This is a genomic window from Pseudomonas sp. NFACC04-2 (genome assembly GCF_900119265.1).
GTDB lineage: Bacteria > Pseudomonadota > Gammaproteobacteria > Pseudomonadales > Pseudomonadaceae > Aquipseudomonas > Aquipseudomonas fluorescens_AA.
The window spans coordinates 78,567-91,720 of sequence record NZ_FPJC01000019.1 but is presented as its reverse complement, the minus strand read 5'-3'; the positions used below and the strand labels follow the sequence as shown (position 1 = coordinate 91,720).

General features: G+C 62.6%; 13 protein-coding genes. 6 read left to right on the top strand and 7 right to left on the bottom strand.

The features are described from left to right. Positions 1 to 101: 101 nt before the first annotated feature. Positions 102 to 836 carry an ArsR/SmtB family transcription factor gene (locus tag BT125_RS22085; protein WP_072410334.1) on the bottom strand — a complete coding sequence of 245 codons (735 nt, stop codon included), beginning with the start codon at positions 834 to 836 and terminating at the stop codon, positions 102 to 104. Between the two features lie 141 nt (positions 837 to 977). Then, complete coding sequence (locus BT125_RS22080; protein ID WP_072410332.1) at positions 978 to 1,907, bottom strand: LysR family transcriptional regulator; 930 nt, start codon at positions 1,905 to 1,907, stop codon at positions 978 to 980. Positions 1,908 to 2,021: 114 nt separating this feature from the next. Here BT125_RS22080 and BT125_RS22075 point away from each other — a divergent pair, with 114 nt between their 5' ends. Together BT125_RS22075 and BT125_RS29485 are read left to right on the top strand one after the other, a co-directional pair. Further along, positions 2,022 to 3,035, top strand: coding sequence for a zinc-binding alcohol dehydrogenase family protein (locus BT125_RS22075; protein WP_072410330.1), 1,014 nt, complete (start codon positions 2,022 to 2,024; stop codon positions 3,033 to 3,035). A gap of 262 nt (positions 3,036 to 3,297) precedes the next feature. Next, a complete protein-coding gene (locus BT125_RS29485) occupies positions 3,298 to 3,468 on the top strand; it encodes a hypothetical protein (RefSeq protein WP_170866862.1) in 171 nt (56 codons plus the stop codon). Position 3,469: 1 nt separating this feature from the next. On the opposite strand, the gene BT125_RS22070 is transcribed toward BT125_RS29485, so the two are convergent. Continuing rightward, entirely contained in the window at positions 3,470 to 4,672 is a 1,203-nt protein-coding gene (locus BT125_RS22070; protein WP_072410328.1) for a multidrug effflux MFS transporter, read from the bottom strand. A gap of 95 nt (positions 4,673 to 4,767) precedes the next feature. Next, positions 4,768 to 4,965, bottom strand: coding sequence for a heavy-metal-associated domain-containing protein (locus tag BT125_RS22065; protein ID WP_072410326.1), 198 nt, complete (start codon positions 4,963 to 4,965; stop codon positions 4,768 to 4,770). A 148-nt stretch (positions 4,966 to 5,113) separates the two neighbouring features. Here BT125_RS22065 and BT125_RS22060 point away from each other — a divergent pair, with 148 nt between their 5' ends. From BT125_RS22060 to cueR, 3 genes are all read left to right on the top strand, one after another. Next, complete coding sequence (locus tag BT125_RS22060; protein WP_072410324.1) at positions 5,114 to 5,497, top strand: hypothetical protein; 384 nt, start codon at positions 5,114 to 5,116, stop codon at positions 5,495 to 5,497. A 190-nt stretch (positions 5,498 to 5,687) separates the two neighbouring features. Next, positions 5,688 to 8,081 carry a heavy metal translocating P-type ATPase gene (locus BT125_RS22055; RefSeq protein ID WP_072410321.1) on the top strand — a complete coding sequence of 798 codons (2,394 nt, stop codon included), beginning with the start codon at positions 5,688 to 5,690 and terminating at the stop codon, positions 8,079 to 8,081. After that, positions 8,078 to 8,479, top strand: a complete 402-nt coding sequence (gene cueR, locus BT125_RS22050) for a Cu(I)-responsive transcriptional regulator (RefSeq protein ID WP_072410319.1) — start codon at positions 8,078 to 8,080, stop codon at positions 8,477 to 8,479. Before BT125_RS22055 ends, cueR begins: the two co-directional genes overlap by 4 nt. 204 nt (positions 8,480 to 8,683) lie before the next feature. On the opposite strand, the gene BT125_RS22045 is transcribed toward cueR, so the two are convergent. Then, complete coding sequence (locus BT125_RS22045) at positions 8,684 to 9,577, bottom strand: PA4780 family RIO1-like protein kinase (protein WP_072410317.1); 894 nt, start codon at positions 9,575 to 9,577, stop codon at positions 8,684 to 8,686. A 222-nt stretch (positions 9,578 to 9,799) separates the two neighbouring features. Further along, positions 9,800 to 10,591, bottom strand: coding sequence for an AraC family transcriptional regulator (locus BT125_RS22040; RefSeq protein ID WP_072410315.1), 792 nt, complete (start codon positions 10,589 to 10,591; stop codon positions 9,800 to 9,802). 80 nt (positions 10,592 to 10,671) lie between these two features. On the opposite strand from BT125_RS22040, the gene BT125_RS22035 reads away from it, so the two are divergent. Further along, the gene (locus BT125_RS22035) at positions 10,672 to 11,700 is read left to right on the top strand and encodes a bile acid:sodium symporter family protein (protein ID WP_072410313.1); all 1,029 of its coding nucleotides are present in this window, start codon (positions 10,672 to 10,674) and stop codon (positions 11,698 to 11,700) included. Here BT125_RS22035 and BT125_RS22030 read toward each other — a convergent pair. Then, positions 11,687 to 12,964 carry an acetyl-CoA C-acetyltransferase gene (locus tag BT125_RS22030; RefSeq protein WP_072410311.1) on the bottom strand — a complete coding sequence of 426 codons (1,278 nt, stop codon included), beginning with the start codon at positions 12,962 to 12,964 and terminating at the stop codon, positions 11,687 to 11,689. The genes BT125_RS22035 and BT125_RS22030 overlap by 14 nt on opposite strands. Between the last annotated feature and the right edge of the window lie 190 nt (positions 12,965 to 13,154).

Sequence of the window (13,154 nt, the reverse complement as noted above, 5' to 3'; positions counted from 1 at the left end):
AATCCGAAAAAATCCCCGGACCGAGTGTGCGCGAACCTTGCAGGCGGCTATTGCTGAATACGACCTGTCGACAGCCCTGAGCGACGCGCCAGGCGAGTTCCCTAGAGCGCCATCTCTACGGCATCCTGCCGGGCGAACCGGTGGATTTCCTGCTGGCCGAGCGTCGTCACCTGCAAGGCTCGCGAATCGTTAGGCAAAGTCAGCCACCCCGACTGCATGAACAGTTGCAGCAACGCCGCCCCCAGCGCGCCACCCAGGTGCGGACGACGTTCGCTCCAGTCCGGGCAAGGGCAGGCGACACGGGCGTTGCGATAGGCCAGGGCCTGGATGAACAGGCCACGCTCGGCCAGTTGATTGGCGCCCTTGTGCGTGACGATCACCCGTTGTTCGAACTGCTCGATCCACCCCGCGTCGAGCAAGCGCTGGTAGAGATCGGCCGCCAGGGTTCCCCCCAAGTGATCGTCGCACAGCCTGGCCCGCATCAACGAAGCGGGGGCCGACGGGGCGTTGGTCGGCATGACACGGCGCTTGAAGACATCCGGAATCTGCCGTGGCGTACTGACCAGGGTCGCGCTGGCCAATGCTTCGACGGCCGCGCCGATTTCAGGCGCGGCCAGGCGGAAAAACCGCTTGCGCCCCCGGGCTTCGACTTTCAACAGGCCTCCGGCGGACAAGCGTCCCAGGTGCGCATTGGCCGAGGACGGCGACAACCCGGCGAGCAACGCCAACTCTTCGGCCTGGCGGGCCGTGCCGTCCATCAAGGCCCACATCATCGCGCTGCGCTTGGGGTCAGCCAGCAGCGTGGCGATCTGGCTGATGCAAGGTGCATGTTCCATGTATTCACTCCCTGTTGAATCATTCGTCTACTGCTCTGGCGCAGGCGGTCGTTAGTATAAGCGCGACGATCGAGCTTTCCTGTCCTCTGGAAACCTTTGGAGGCGATTGTTCATGAGGGAAAAGTCTCTATTTGCGCGCGCCTAATGGCCGCCCCCCGTCGGGAGTGGAAATCGAGCCGTCAACTCACCGCAGCGAGCCTGGAGCATGTCCCGCAAAAGATTGATGGGTTTGCTCAATTGCGCCCGGTGGGCACACAGCAGATTGAGGGGCGCACGTTCGCATTGCAGGTGCGGCAAGAGGATTTTCAAACGCCCGGCCAGCACGTCAGTGGACACATCCAGCCACGATTTATAGGCGATCCCGGCTCCCGCCACCGCCCAGCGACGCACCACGTCGGCGTCGTCACTGAAACGGTCGCCGCTGACGGTGAGGCTCACCTCCCGCTTGCCGTCATGAAAAGCCCATCGGTCATGGACCCGGCTGCCCAGCATGTACAACAGGCAGTTGTGTTGGGCCAGTTGTTCCAGTTGATGAGGTTCGCCCTGGCGAGCCAGATAGTCCGGCGCCGCACACAGCACCCGATGGTTGTCCGGGGCGATGGGCAAGGCCACCAGACTCGAGTCTTCCGGCTCGCCATAACGCAGGGCGATGTCCACCGGCTGCTTGAACAGGTCAGCCATGCGATCGCCCAGTAGCAATCGCACCGTCAGCCCGGGGTGCTCGCGCTGGAACGCATCCAGCCAGGGCAACAGCAGGTTGCGTCCCAGGTCCGACGGCGCGGACAACTGCAACACTCCGCTGACCTGGTCCTGGCCGCTGGTCAACAACCGTCGGCCTTCGTCAAGGCTGCTCAATGCGGCCCGAGCATATTCAAGAAAACCCTCGCCTTCGGCCGTCAGGCGCAAGCTTCGGGTGGAGCGGGCCAGCAGCCGGGCACCGAGGTGCTGCTCGATCCGTTTCAATGCGGCACTGGCCACCGCCGCCGACAGGTCCATGACCCTGGCCGCAGCCGAAAGACTGCCCAGGTCCGCTGCCCGGACAAACAATTGCAAGTCATCGAAGCGAAGCATCACGCACCCATTATCAAAAAAGTATTGAAAGAGCCTGTTGTTTTAGTCGGTTTTATCTCGGCTATAAATAGCTAAACATGGCCTTCATCGAAACTCACCTCACGGAGCCGCTTCATGAAAGCCATTGCCTATTACCACTCGCTACCCATCATCGACCCACAATCGCTCCAGGACATCGAGCTGCCGGAACCGGTCGCAGGTCCCCGGGACCTGCTGGTGGAGGTCAAGGCCATTTCGGTCAACCCGGTGGACACCAAGGTCCGCCAAAACGTCCAGCCCGAAGATGGCGTCGCCAAGGTGCTGGGCTGGGACGTGGCCGGCGTGGTCAAGGCGGTGGGCAGCGAGGTCACGCTGTTCAAGGCCGGGGACAAGGTGTTCTACGCCGGTTCCATCGCCCGGGCCGGTGGCAACAGCGAATTGCACGTAGTGGATGAACGCATTGTCGGCCACATGCCCAAGACTCTCGGTTTCGCCGACGCGGCGGCGCTGCCGTTGACGGCCATCACCGCCTGGGAATTGTTGTTCGAGCGCCTGAACATCCAGGAAGGCGAGGACAACCAGGGCCAGAGCCTGTTGATCGTCGGCGCCGCGGGCGGCGTCGGGTCGATCCTGACGCAACTGGCCAGCCAACTTACCGGGCTGAAGGTGATTGGCACCGCGTCCCGCGCGCAAACCCAGGAATGGGTCCGCGGCCTCGGTGCCGACCTGGTGGTCGACCACAGCCGCCCCTTGAGCGAAGTACTAAAGGAAGCAGGCCAGCCCCAGGTGACCCACGTCGCCAGCCTGACCCAGACCGACCAGCACCTGGACCAACTGGTCGAAGCCCTTGCCCCCCAGGGCAAACTGGCGCTGATCGACGATCCCAAGGCGCTGGACGTGACCAAGCTCAAGCGCAAGAGCCTGTCGTTGCATTGGGAATTCATGTACACCCGCTCGCTGTTCGAAACGGCTGACATGCTTGAACAGCACAAACTGCTCAACCGGGTGGCCGCGCTGATCGACGCCGGTACACTGAAGACCACAGTGGGCGAGCATTTCGGCACCATCAACGCCGAGAACCTGCGCCGGGCCCACGCCTTGCTGGAAAGCGGCCAGTCCAAGGGCAAGATTGTGCTTGAAGGCTTCTGACCGTACATCAACCCCGCTGAGCTCTGTAGGAGCTGTCGAGCGGAGCGAGGCTGCGATCTTTCCCCTGACACTTGTGTCTCAAGCGAAAGATCAAAAGATCGCAGGCTTCGCCAGCTCCTACAGAACCAGCGGGAACAAACTCCCTCGCCATTATCCGGCGACTAACCGTCAGTCCGAGAATTGACCGTTGTCACAATTGCGATCGTATTCGGGTCTACACTCGAGGCCTTTGCAACGTAATCTTTTCGTGAGGAGGTCAGCAATGAAGATCCTGATAAAAGAAGTGGCAAAATCCCAATGGCAAGTGCGTCTTGACCAGCACGTCGTCACCTTCCGTACCGAGGCCGAAGCCCAGGCTTTCGCCACAACCTTGCAAGCGCGAATCCACGCGCCCCATCGTTTCCCCGAACAGCAGCAGCGCGCGGCCGGCTGAGTCAGCCCTCGCGACCGGCCTGGGCCAATGCCCGGGCATTTTGCAAGCGACGAGTCAGCATCGCTGCGCTCACCACCAACAGCCCGCAAAGGCTGATGACCAGCGCCATTGGCACTGCTGTGCCGTCATGTAACGCCGCCACCAACGCGGCCGCCCCGGCGGCTACTGAAAACTGCAGGCATCCCAGCATCGCCGACGCGCTGCCGGCGCGGGCACCCTGCCCGTTCATCGCACAGGCCGACGCATTGGGCAGGATGCAACCCAGGCTGGCAATGCAGATGAACAGCGGAAGCAGCAGCGGCCACAACCGTTCCGGCTGCAGTGCACAGACCGCCAATAGGCACAGCCCGGCGAGCAGGTAGACCCAGACTGCACGGCTCAGCAGGAACGCCGGGCCGCGCTTGGACAGCAGCCGGGCGTTGACCTGGGCGACCAGGATGAAGCCTGCCGCGTTGGTCCCGAAGAGCCAGCCGAAGTGTTCGGCCGGTACGCCGTAGAGCTTGATAAACACAAAGGGCGAGCCGGCGATGTAGGCGAACATCCCGGCGATGGCGATGCCCCCCGTCAGGGCATGCCCGAGGTAAACCGCGTCGGTCAACAACCGGCCGTACTGGCGCAAGGCGCCCGACAAGGGTTGCCGAGGGACATGATCCGGCAGGCTTTCCGGCAGCCACAGGGCCACGGCCGTCGACGCCAATGCGCTGAACACGGTCAGGGCAATGAAAATTGACTGCCAGCCATGCAGGTTCACCAACAGCCCACCGAGCATCGGCGCGAGAATCGGCGCCAGGCCCATCACCAGCATCAACTGCGAAAACACCTTGGCCGACCCCACCGCGTCGCATTTGTCGCTGACCACCGCCCGGGAAATCACCATTCCGGCGCATCCGCCCAGGGCCTGGACGAAGCGGGCACCGATCAGCCATTCGAGGCTCGGTGCGTAGGCGCAGGCCAGGGACGCCAAAGTGAACAAGCCGACGCCCGTCAACAACGGAATGCGCCGCCCGAAGCGATCCGCCACCGGCCCATAGGCCAATTGCCCGATGGACAAGCCAAGGAAATAGGCCGCCAGGGTCAACTGGATATGTTTTTCGTCAGTACCGAAGGCGCTGGCCATCGCCGGAAAGGCAGGCAGGTAGAAGTCGATCGCCAAGGGACCGAAAGCGCTCAAGGCGCCAAGAATCAGAATGGTGCGAAGGTTCATCGGGCGTCCAGCTCAGGCGTCGTTCGACAGCCCGACAGTCTAGCCGTGCCGGGCGCTCTTGAACATTCCGATAGGTCGCTAACGATTAAAAAACTTCAGGCAGGGCTCACCTCATAGCCTTCGTCCTTGATGGCCGCGAGCACGGCATCGGTCGCCAACGAGCTCTGGACCCGGACGGTCTTGGCACCCAGGTCGACTTGCACATCCGCCGCCGGATCCTTGGCCTGGACAGCCTGGGTGATGGCCTTGACGCAGTGACCGCAGGACATGCCCTGGACATTGAATGTTTGCATGAGATGACTCCTTGGGATTGAGGTTGCCGCCAGTCTCAAGCTTGCCATCATGGCAAGGTCAAGTTCTGACAAAAACTGCCGGGCTGGCAATCGGCATCGCCCTCAGCCAAGCTGCACACATCAAGGATTTCACACCGGAGGTTCAGCCATGCGCTGGTCAGCGTTCAGCCTGTTTTTCATGCTCGGTTTTTCAGCGGTGGCGCCCCAGGCCTCGGCCGTCGGCGAAGACTATGGCGTGTTGATCATTTCCCGCGAGCGCCTGGAAGTGGCGACCAGTTGCGAAATCGGCATCTACATCCAGGATCAACTCTCGGCCAGGCTGTTCCAGGAGCAGAGCACCTCGTTCAACCTGCCGCCGGGCCAGTTTTCCTTGCGCCTGAAATTGCTGCCGGGACAGGCACCGGGTTGCAACCCGGGCATGCTCGCGCCAGGGTCGCAGAACATCACCCTCAAGGCCGGGGACATCTTGAAGTTCCGCATCGCCATGAATGAACAAGGTATGTACCTCAAGCAGGCTGGGCTGGGTTACTGACACGCCACTCGAACTTGTGGCTGCAAGCCCCTGTGGGAGCCGAGCTTGCTCGCGATGGGGATCTAACATCCACCATGGATGTCGACTGACCTACCGCTACCGCGAGCAAGCTCCCACAGAGGATTGGCGCTTGACCTTGCCAGCATGGCAAGGTTGATCCTGTAGTCATTCACTACAGGGAGCGTGACCGATGTCCGAATCCACCACATTCGATCTACCCATTGCCGGCATGACCTGCGCCAGCTGCGCCGGGCGGGTCGAGCGGGCCTTGAGCAAAGTCGCCGGTGCCAGCGCCGTCAGCGTCAACCTGGCGACGGAACTGGCGCGTGTCCAGGCCCCCGAAGGCAGCCTGCCGGCGTTGAAGCACGCCGTTGAACAGGCAGGCTATAGCGTTCCGGTGCACACACTGGAACTGAACATCGAAGGGATGACCTGTGCTTCCTGTGTCGGCCGGGTCGAACGCGCCTTGGGCAAGGTCGACGGCGTGAACAGCGTCAGCGTCAACCTGGCCAACGAACGGGCCCGCCTCGAACTGCTCGGCCAGGTGGATGCCCAAGCCCTGATTGATGCGGTCAAGCGCGCCGGCTATGACGCCACAGTCTGGCAGACCGAGCAGGTCGCCGACACACAGAGCAACCGTCTGAACCGTGAACGCCTGGCCCTGGTGCTGGCAATTCTGTTGTCAGTGCCGTTGGTGCTGCCCATGCTGCTGCAGCCGTTCGGCGTGCACTGGATGCTCCCGGCCTGGGTGCAGTTCGCCCTGGCGACGCCGGTGCAGTTCATCTTCGGCGCGCGTTTCTACGTCGCCGCCTTCAAGGCCGTGCGGGCCGGTGCCGGGAACATGGACCTGCTGGTGGCCCTGGGCACCAGCGCTGGCTACGGTTTGAGCCTCTATGAATGGGCGATCGCCCGTCCCGGTAGCATGCCGCACCTGTATTTCGAGGCCTCGGCCGTCGTGATCGCCCTGGTGTTGCTCGGTAAATACCTGGAAAGCCGCGCCAAGCGCCAGACCGCCAGTGCCATCCGCGCCCTCGAAGCCTTGCGCCCGGAACGGGCGATCCAAGTGATCGATGGCCAGGAGCGGGACGTTGCCATCAGCGCCCTGCGCTTGAATGACTTGGTGCTGGTCAAGCCCGGCGAGCGCTTCCCGGTAGACGGCGAAGTGCTGGAAGGCCAGAGCCACGCCGACGAAGCGCTGATCAGCGGTGAAAGCCTGCCGGTGCCCAAGCAGCCCGGCGACAAGGTCACGGGCGGCGCCATCAATGGCGAAGGCCGGTTGCTGGTCCGCACGCAAGCCCTGGGCACCGAAACCGTCCTGGCGCGCATCATCCGCCTGGTGGAAGACGCCCAGGCCGCCAAGGCGCCGATCCAGAAACTGGTGGATAAAGTCAGCCAGGTCTTCGTACCGGTGGTGCTGGTGCTGGCCCTGGCGACGTTGATCGGCTGGTGGCTGTACGGTGCGCCACTGGAAACCGCGCTGATCAACGCCGTCGCCGTGCTGGTGATCGCCTGCCCCTGCGCCCTGGGCCTGGCAACGCCCACGGCGATCATGGCTGGCACCGGCGTGGCGGCGCGCCACGGGATTCTGATCAAGGATGCCGAGGCCCTGGAACGCGCCCATGAAGTCACGACCGTGGTGTTCGACAAGACCGGCACCCTGACCTCCGGCACGCCGCGCATCGCCCACTTGACCGCCCTGGACGGCGATGACGACGCGTTGCTGAAAATGGCCGGCGCGCTGCAACGCGGCAGCGAACACCCGCTCGCCAAAGCCGTGCTGGACGCCTGCGCCGAGCGCGGCCTGGATGTGCCAGATGTCAGCGACAGCCAGTCCCTGGCCGGGCGCGGCATTGCCGGCAACCTCGCTGGGCACCGCCTGGCCCTGGGCAATCGGCGTCTGCTGGACGAATTGGGCCTGAACCCCGGCTCGCTGGCCGAATCCGCACAGGCGTGGGAAACCGAAGGCCGTACGTTGTCCTGGCTGCTTGAACAAGGCGCGACGCCACGGGTACTGGGCCTGTTCGCCTTCGGTGACACCCTCAAGCCCGGCGCTCTCGCCGCCGTCCAGGCCTTGAATGAACAGCACATCGCCAGCCATCTGCTCACCGGCGACAACCAAGGCAGCGCCCGGGTGGTAGCCCAGGCGCTGAAGATTTCCAATGTCCATGCCGAGGTATTGCCAGCGGATAAATCCGCCATCGTCCAGCAACTGAAGCGCCACTCGGTGGTGGCGATGGTGGGCGACGGCATCAACGACGCCCCAGCCTTGGCCGCCGCCGACATTGGCATTGCCATGGGCGGTGGCACCGATGTGGCGATGCATGCCGCAGGCATCACCCTCATGCGTGGCGATCCGCGACTGGTGCCGGCGGCCTTGGACATCAGCCGCAAGACCTACGCCAAGATCCGTCAGAACCTGTTCTGGGCGTTCGTCTATAACTTGATCGGCATCCCCCTGGCGGCGTTCGGCTTGCTCAACCCGGTGCTGGCCGGCGCGGCCATGGCCCTGTCGAGCGTCAGCGTGGTCAGCAATGCGTTACTGTTGAAGTTCTGGACACCCAAGCAGTTGGAGGACAAGCGATGAACATCGGCCAAGCGGCCCGCCAGAGCGGCCTGAGCGCGAAGATGATCCGCTATTACGAGTCCATCGGCCTGCTCAAGGCCGCCCATCGCACCGACAGCGGCTACCGGATCTACGGCGCCGATGACCTGCACACCCTGGCGTTCATCAAGCGCTCCCGCGACTTGGGGTTTTCCCTGGAAGAGGTCGGCAAATTGCTCACGCTCTGGCAAGACCGCCAACGGGCCAGCGCCGACGTCAAGGCCCTGGCCCGGCAACACATCGATGAGCTGAACCAGAAAATCCGCGAACTGGCCGAACTGCGCGACACCTTGCAAGACCTGGTCGAGCACTGTCACGGCGACCACCGTCCGGATTGCCCGATCCTCAAGGAACTGGCGTCGGGGTGCTGCAAGAGTTGATGCCCACAAAGACCCGCTGTGAACAGCCGAAGCAAACCGGTGGGAGCGAGCTTGCTCGCGATGACGGCGGCACATTCAACATCGATGCAAGCGGCCCTACCGTTATCGCGAGCAAGCTCGCTCCCACAGGAGGCCTGCGGTGGATAGTAGATTTTGCAGTGCCCACAAAAAACCCGGCCATTGGCCGGGTTTCCGTTCAGCGGATCATTGCATCCACGGCGGCGGTGGTTCTTCGGTCTTGCCGGGTGGGGCATCGTCGGCGGCACGGACGGCCTGACGGCGTTCCTCATCCAGGCGGGCGGCCTCGATTTCACGCATGATCCCACCGACATCCGCCAGTTCTTCCGGCTCGTCGAACTCGCCAGTCAGCACGCTGGCGGGGTGCAGGGTGCCAGCTTCGTACAGCGCCCACATTTCCTTCGCGTACTTGGTGCGCTTGAGTTCCGGGGCAAACCGGCCGAAGTAGGACGCCATGTTGCCCACGTCCCGCTCCAGCATGCTGAAGGCATGGTTGTTACCCGCGGCATCCACGGCTTGCGGCAGGTCGATGATCACTGGCCCCGTCGGCGTCAGCAGCACGTTGAACTCCGACAGGTCACCGTGCACCAGACCGGTACACAGCATCAACACGATCTGGGAAATCAGAAAGGCGTGATATTCACGGGCCTGGTCCGGCTCCAGCACCACATCGTTCAGGCGCGGCGCCGCATCGCCGTACTCGTCGGCCACCAGCTCCATCAGCAGCACGCCTTCAAGGAAGTCGTACGGCTTGGGTACGCGCACACCCGCGCTTGCCAGGCGGAACAGTGCCGCCACTTCAGCATTCTGCCAGGCGTCCTCGGTTTCCTTGCGCCCGAACTTCGAGCCCTTGGCCATGGCCCGGGCCTGACGGCTGTTGCGCACCTTACGGCCTTCCTGATACTCGGCCGCCTGACGAAAACTTCGCTTGTTCGCCTCCTTGTAGACCTTCGCGCAACGTAGCTCGTTGCCGCAGCGCACCACATAAACAGCTGCTTCTTTACCACTCATGAGTGGGCGCAGCACCTCGTCGACCAGACCGTCCTCGATCAGGGGTTCAATGCGTTTTGGAGTCTTCATCAGCTTTTATTGTGGGTCCTTTATTACCAAACACGCGAATGACAGTCGTTATACGGCAATCCTTCCTCCACGGGGAGGGGTTGCCGACCTATGAACCTGTGATGCACACAATGTGCCGGATCAATCGACGGCGCCGAATCATAGCCGAGACCAGACCTGGCGTTGGCAATTGAATATCCAGGTATTTTGCGACAAGAGCTGACAGGCATCTCTACCGACAACTCAATGCTTGAACAACTCCCCCGGCGTATATCCGAACATCCCCTTGAACGCGGCAATGAATGCGGACGTTGAATCATACCCACACGACAACGCGGCGCTGGTGACGCTGTCCCCTTTCTCCAACGAGCCCAGGGACGACAACAAGCGCATGCGCTGGCGCCAGGCACGAAAGCTCAGGCCGGTCTCACGCTGGAACAGACGCATCAGGGTTTTTTCCGACGTGCCCAGACGTTCAGACCAGGCTTGCAAGGTGACGTTCTGTTCAGGCTGCTCGATCAATTCATTACACAGCGCCAGCAAGCGGACATGTCGCGGCAGCGGCAGGGAAAACCCCACTTCCGGCAACGTCGCCAACTGGTCCAGCAGTACCTGCACCAGCCGTTCTTCCTGGGTATCGCCTTGGGGATAATCGACCGGCAACTGACAGAACACCTTGATCAGCTCACGGGCCAGTGGCGTGACTTCCAGCACCCGACAGCGCTCATCGGCCCAGGGGCAGGCGTGACGATGGACATACAGGCTGCGCATTTCCGCCCGGGTGGAGGTCACCACCTGATGTTCCAGGTCGGCCGGGATCCAGATGCCCCGTTGTGGCGGGGCGAAGAAACTGCCGGCGGCGGTGTGTACGCCGAGAACCCCGCTGATGGCGTAGGAAAACTGCACCCAGTCATGACGATGGGCTTGCGTCCAGGAACCGGCACTCAAGCTTTCCACACGGGCGTACAGCGGCCTCGGCAATTGCGCCAGGTCGGGGATACGTCGTTCCAGCTGCTGGTGTCCGTTAGGCGGCATTGATTGGCCTTATGTCGCAAGACGACTGAATAGGGGCGACGTTAGGCTAAGTCGACTTTTCTTACAACATGCGGTGCCCTATGCATATCTTCAGACACCTCAAACGCATGGTGACCGACTGGTTCCTGTGCGGCATGGTGCTCGCCACGCTGCTGGCGTACTTCTTTCCCACCTTTGGTGCCACGGGCGGTGCCATGCATGCCGAATGGGTGGTCAACATCGGCATCTTCGTGGTGTTCTTCCTGCACGGGGTCAACCTGTCCGGCGAGCAGATACGCCATGGCCTGAAGAACATCCGGCTGCACGTGATGGTGCAGGCTTTCACCTTTGGCGTATTTCCTTTGCTCTGGCTGCTCAGCAACTGGCTGCTGGGCAGCCATGTGCCGGCGCTGCTGATGCTGGGGTTCTTCTACCTGTGCGCCCTGCCCTCGACGATTTCTTCCTCGGTGGCCCTGACTGGCAGTGCGAAAGGTAACGTGCCGGCGGCGATTCTCAACGCGAGCCTGTCCAGCGTGCTGGGCATTTTCCTGACACCGTTGCTGGTCAGTTTCGTGGTCGGCAGCGGCGCCGGTGGCATCGACCTGGGTTCAACCTTGCTCGACCTGTGCATGATGTTGCTGCTGCCGTTGGTGCTGGGGCAGTTCCTGCGGCGTTGGCTGGCCGGTTTTTTCGGTCGGTACAAACGCTACACCAGCGTCATCGACAAGCTGGTGATCCTGCTGCTGGTCTACGCGGCCTTCTGCAACTCGATGGTGTCCGGCATCTGGCGCCAGCAAGGCAACGGCGTTTTGCTCAGCGCAGTGGTGGGCAGTGCCGTGCTGCTGGCAATCATCCTGTGGGCGACCACCCGCACCGCCCGCGCCCTGAAATTCAACAGCGCCGATGAAGTCGCCGCGGTGTTCTGCGCCAGCAAGAAATCCCTCGCCGCCGGGGTACCGATGGCGGCGTTGATTTTCGGCAACCATCCCGGCCTGGGGCTGATTCTGTTGCCGATCATGATCTACCACCCGCTGCAGTTGATCGTCTGCTCGATCCTGGCCGAGCGCTACGCCAGCCAGCACAAGGCACTAGCCTCCCGCCAGGAGGGCACCCTCGTCAACGTTCGATAATCGCCGTCACACCCTGGCCGGCGGCGGCGCAGATGGAAATCAAACCGCGACCTCGCCCGGCGGCATCCAGCAACTTGGCGAGGTTGGCGACAATGCGCCCGCCCGTGGCGGCAAACGGATGCCCGGCGGCCAGGGAACTGCCCTTCACGTTCAACCGACTGCGATCGATGGACCCCAGCGGTGCGTCTAGGCCCAGACGGGCCTTGCAATAGTCCGGGTCTTCCCAGGCCTTCAGCGTGCACAACACTTGGGCGGCGAACGCTTCGTGGATCTCGAAATAATCGAAGTCCTGCAAGCTCAGGCCGTTGCGCACCAGCAATCGCGGCACGGCGTAGACCGGGGCCATCAGCAGCCCTTCGGCGCCATTGACGAAATCCACCGCCGCCGTTTCTCCGTCGCGCAAATACGCCAGGATCGGCAGGCCCCGGGCCTTGGCCCACTCTTCGCTGCCCAGCAGTACCAACGAGGCGCCGTCGGTCAGTGGCGTGGAGTTGCCCGCCGTCAGCGTGCCCTTGGCACTTTTTTCGAAGGCCGGCTTGAGGGAGGCGAGTTTCTCCAGGGTCAGGTCCGGGCGCAGGTTGTTGTCCCGGGTCAGGCCGAGAAACGGTGTCATCAAGTCGTTCTGCCAACCTTCGGCGTAGGACGCGGCCATTTTCTGATGGCTTTCCAGGGCCAACTGGTCTTGGGCCTCCCGGGGAATCTGCCAGGTCTGGGCCATCAATTCGCAGTGCTCGCCCATGCTCAGGCCGGTACGTGGCTCGTTGATGCGCGGCAAGTCCGGCATCAGGTGCTGGGGGCGCAATTGCAGGAATATTTTGATTTTTTCAGCGGTGGTCTTGGCGCGATTGGCTTGCAGCAAGATCCTGCGCAACCCTTCATTGACCCCAATTGGCGCATCCGACGTGGTGTCGACGCCGCCGGCAATGGCGCTGTCGATCTGGCCCAGGGCGATCTTGTTGGCCACCAGCAACACCGTTTCCAGCCCGGTGCCACAGGCCTGTTGGACGTCATAGGCCGGCGTGGTGGGCGACAGCCGCGAACCTAGCACGCATTCACGGGTCAGGTTCATGTCCCGGGAAAACTTGAGCACGGCGCCGGCGGCCACTTCACCGATGTGCAGGCCATGCAGGTTGTAGCGCTCGATCAGCCCCTCGAGGGCAGCTGTCAACATCGCCTGGTTGCTGGCGGTGGCATAGGGCCCGTTGGAGCGAGCGAAGGGAATGCGGTTACCACCGATGATCGCGACGCGGCGTAGTTGTGTCATGGAGAACTCCCCTGTAGGTCTGATGCACTAAGAAAACTCAACCACCCCCTGTGGGAGCCGAGCTTGCTCGCGATGAACGATGATGCGATCGCCCTGAAAAAACCGCAGTGCCTGCATCGCGAGCAAGCTCGCTCCCACAGGAATGCGGTGCCCTGGACAAAGCGCTCCCGCTCAAGCTTAGGCTTTATCT

Excerpts from the sequence above, each read along its gene's own strand:
- BT125_RS22070 (WP_072410328.1), bottom strand. The coding sequence starts at position 4,672 with ATGAACCTTCGCACCATTCTGATTCTTGGCGCCTTGAGCGCTTTCGGT.
- BT125_RS29485 (WP_170866862.1), top strand. The coding sequence starts at position 3,298 with ATGAAGATCCTGATAAAAGAAGTGGCAAAATCCCAATGGCAAGTGCGT.
- BT125_RS22035 (WP_072410313.1), top strand. The coding sequence starts at position 10,672 with ATGCATATCTTCAGACACCTCAAACGCATGGTGACCGACTGGTTCCTG.
- BT125_RS22060 (WP_072410324.1), top strand. The coding sequence starts at position 5,114 with ATGCGCTGGTCAGCGTTCAGCCTGTTTTTCATGCTCGGTTTTTCAGCG.
- BT125_RS22065 (WP_072410326.1), bottom strand. The coding sequence starts at position 4,965 with ATGCAAACATTCAATGTCCAGGGCATGTCCTGCGGTCACTGCGTCAAG.
- BT125_RS22055 (WP_072410321.1), top strand. The coding sequence starts at position 5,688 with ATGTCCGAATCCACCACATTCGATCTACCCATTGCCGGCATGACCTGC.
- BT125_RS22085 (WP_072410334.1), bottom strand. The coding sequence starts at position 836 with ATGGAACATGCACCTTGCATCAGCCAGATCGCCACGCTGCTGGCTGAC.
- BT125_RS22040 (WP_072410315.1), bottom strand. The coding sequence starts at position 10,591 with ATGCCGCCTAACGGACACCAGCAGCTGGAACGACGTATCCCCGACCTG.
- BT125_RS22030 (WP_072410311.1), bottom strand. The coding sequence starts at position 12,964 with ATGACACAACTACGCCGCGTCGCGATCATCGGTGGTAACCGCATTCCC.
- BT125_RS22075 (WP_072410330.1), top strand. The coding sequence starts at position 2,022 with ATGAAAGCCATTGCCTATTACCACTCGCTACCCATCATCGACCCACAA.
- cueR (WP_072410319.1), top strand. The coding sequence starts at position 8,078 with ATGAACATCGGCCAAGCGGCCCGCCAGAGCGGCCTGAGCGCGAAGATG.
- BT125_RS22080 (WP_072410332.1), bottom strand. The coding sequence starts at position 1,907 with ATGCTTCGCTTCGATGACTTGCAATTGTTTGTCCGGGCAGCGGACCTG.
- BT125_RS22045 (WP_072410317.1), bottom strand. The coding sequence starts at position 9,577 with ATGAAGACTCCAAAACGCATTGAACCCCTGATCGAGGACGGTCTGGTC.